This window comes from Lentimicrobiaceae bacterium (assembly GCA_028697555.1).
In the GTDB taxonomy this organism is placed as follows: Bacteria; Bacteroidota; Bacteroidia; order Bacteroidales; family UBA4417; genus UBA4417.
In genome coordinates, this window is sequence record JAQVEX010000087.1 from 1 (window position 1) to 2803 (window position 2803).

Here is a 2803-nt window from a genome sequence, read left to right on the forward strand (position 1 = left end):
TTAACAAAGTCGCAGACTCACGCTTGCTTTGCTATAGTCAGCAGGATAAAACTTGCTTATTTAAAATCCTTTTTACGCAGAATATGTATAAAAGAAACGTTAAAAATTTCTGAATCCCTGTAAGAAATTTAGTTTCTTTTATACGGTTTTTATTGCCGAAAGGCAATAAAAAATTCCTTGTAAAAAGTGTCTTTTCTTTTGTTTCGTTTTCTTTGGACAAGCAAAGAAAATGAAAAATACAAAATTGAAACTTAAAAAGTTTATTGATTATAAGAAAAGCTTAATTGGAGTTACTGTTTGCTATTGGCTGTTGGCTGAGTTTAGCCAATAGCTAATAGCCAAAAGCTAACAGCTGCACCACGTACTATGACAAGATGATAGTAATATTACCAGATATTTATGTATTTGGCAACACTAAAACTAATAATTAACTACTTTTGCATAAAAAACGATGGCTAAATTATTAAAATGGATTGGTGGCGGTTTGGGTTGGGTTGCTGGTGGACCTATAGGAGCTTTGATTGGCTTTGCTATAGGTGCATTATTTGAAGGGTACAACGAAAGTAAGACTCAATACAAGAGTCGTAAAGGGCGATTTGAAAGACCTCAAACCACAAAAAGCGGATTTTATATCACTTTGTTAGTGTTGTCGGCATCGGTGATGAAAGCTGATGGTAGAAATTTAAAATCGGAGTTGGATTACATAAAAGCATTTTTGCTACGCCAATTTGGCGAAACTGAAGCTCAACGCCAATTGCAAATTTTAAGACAATTGCTTGAAAAAGACTACGATTTAGCCGATGTGTGCCGACAAATCAGGTTTTACATGGAATATCAGTCTCGCCTGCAACTTTTGCACTACCTTTTTGGTATAGCCAAAGCCGATGGATATATTTCAGCCGAAGAGCTTAATACTGTTACTAAAATTGCAAACTATATTGGCGTTACCACCAAAGATTTTGAAAGTATTAAAGCCATGTTTATTGTAAACACCAATTCCGACTACGAAATATTGGAAATAAAACCAGATGCAAGCGATGATGAAGTGAAAAAAGCGTATCGCAGAATGGCTCTTAAATATCACCCCGACAAAGTTGCTCACCTTGGCGAAAATGTGCAAAAAGCTGCTAACGAAAAATTTCAGAAATTGCAAAATGCTTACGACAATATAAAAAAGGAAAGAAATATAGTTTAATTCGTGTTACTTAAAACCATATCCCCTATTTGCTATACACCAATAGTTTGTAACATTTCAGCGGATTTGTACAACAATTAAATAAAATATTTTACTTTTTTTGTAACTTTTTGTAGCCCTATTTCGTATTAGTAATAAAAACAGGCAAATTTTATGACTTTAAAAGAATATAATACTTGTGTTGACCTTTATGCCGACGGCTTGTATAGATTTGTGCTGAAAAGCATAAGAGATAAGGGAACTTCGCAAGATATTATTCAAGATACCTATTTAAAGTTGTGGCAACTAATCGACGAAGTGGAATTTAAAACTGCCAAGCCGTATTTGTATAAAATCGCTTATAACTCGATGATAGATACCATAAGGAAAAATAAAATAAGTGTAGGCGATGAAACTGAAGAAACTTACGAAACAAAGAATTTTAATTGGGAACTGAAAGACATAATTGATATTGCCGTAAATAACCTTAGCGATATTCAGCGACACATGATTTTGCTTAGAGACTACGAAGGGTACAGCTACAAAGAAATAAGCGATATCACCAAAACAAGCGAAGCTCAGGTTAAGATAAATATTTTTAGAGCCAGACAAAAGTTAAGGGAAGTTATTGGTAAACTCGAAAATGTAATTTGAAAATGGATACGCAAAACATAAATATTAACAACTACGAAGCTTTTTTGTTGGATTACTACGAAGGCAATCTTGACGAAAACACAACCAAAGAGTTGTTGGATTTTTTGGATAAGCATCCGGAATGCAAAACCGACGGCGACTGTATAAACTTTGTCGTTCCTTCCGATTCCGAGCAATTACCTATTGAACAAAAATTAAATCTCAAAAAATCACGTACCAATTACTTTGAATTGTTGGCTATAAAAGAAATTGAAGGCGATTTGACGTATGAACAAAAAGAAGTAGTAAGTAATTTGCACGCCAATAGTAATGTTTATAAAAATATAAAAAATCAATACGACAAAACGGTATTAACTCCCGATAAAAACATAAAATATCCTCATAAAGACGAGCTTTACAAGCATTTGGGAAATAAAAAACAGAAGAGAACCACCCTACTTTATATTGCCACTGCTATTGCTGCAAGTTTGTTGATACTATTTACCGTGTTTTATTATACACCTAAAAACAGTCCTGAAATTGCGGAAACCGACCACAAAACCGAAGAAAACGTTATTGTCAATACTGATAATATCACCGAAAATATCATTGATATTTCAGAAAATAAAACTGAAAACGTTATTCAAACTACAAATAAGCGTAATGATGTAGTTACACAATCCGATAAGATAATTGAAAATTTAGAACCTTCGGAAACAGATATTACACTTGCAAATAATATTGTCGAAGATGTTGATATTGCAACTAACATCGACGAAAGACAAATTGAAAATATCCAGAAATTAGAACCTATAAACATACCGTTTGTTTGCGCAAACGACTACGAATTAGCTTATATAAATTTTGCCAATGAAGCCGAATTTTACTCCTTTTTCAATTACGCTTACCTGGCTGAAGTAGCCGAAACTGTTGAGCCGGAAGAAAGCTTTGTTCAAAGACCGACAGGCATAAGGCAGTTTGTCGGCAAATTGTTGA

General features: G+C 33.7%; 3 protein-coding genes. All 3 read left to right on the forward strand.

Going from position 1 to position 2803, the window contains the following annotated elements; all coding sequences use genetic code 11:
* Positions 1-451 precede the first annotated feature (451 nt).
* Positions 452-1195, forward strand: a complete 744-nt coding sequence (locus tag PHP31_09905; GenBank protein ID MDD3739590.1) for a TerB family tellurite resistance protein — start codon at positions 452-454, stop codon at positions 1193-1195.
* A 153-nt stretch (positions 1196-1348) separates the two neighbouring features.
* A complete protein-coding gene (locus tag PHP31_09910) occupies positions 1349-1828 on the forward strand; it encodes an RNA polymerase sigma factor (GenBank protein ID MDD3739591.1) in 480 nt (159 codons plus the stop codon).
* A gap of 2 nt (positions 1829-1830) precedes the next feature.
* Positions 1831-2803 (forward strand): hypothetical protein (locus PHP31_09915; protein ID MDD3739592.1); only part of this gene is annotated, 973 nt, incomplete at its 3' end.

Bases quoted from the DNA above. Each gene is read 5' to 3' on its own strand.
- PHP31_09905 (MDD3739590.1), top strand. From the start codon at position 452: ATGGCTAAATTATTAAAATGGATTGGTGGCGGTTTGGGTTGGGTTGCT.
- PHP31_09910 (MDD3739591.1), top strand. From the start codon at position 1,349: ATGACTTTAAAAGAATATAATACTTGTGTTGACCTTTATGCCGACGGC.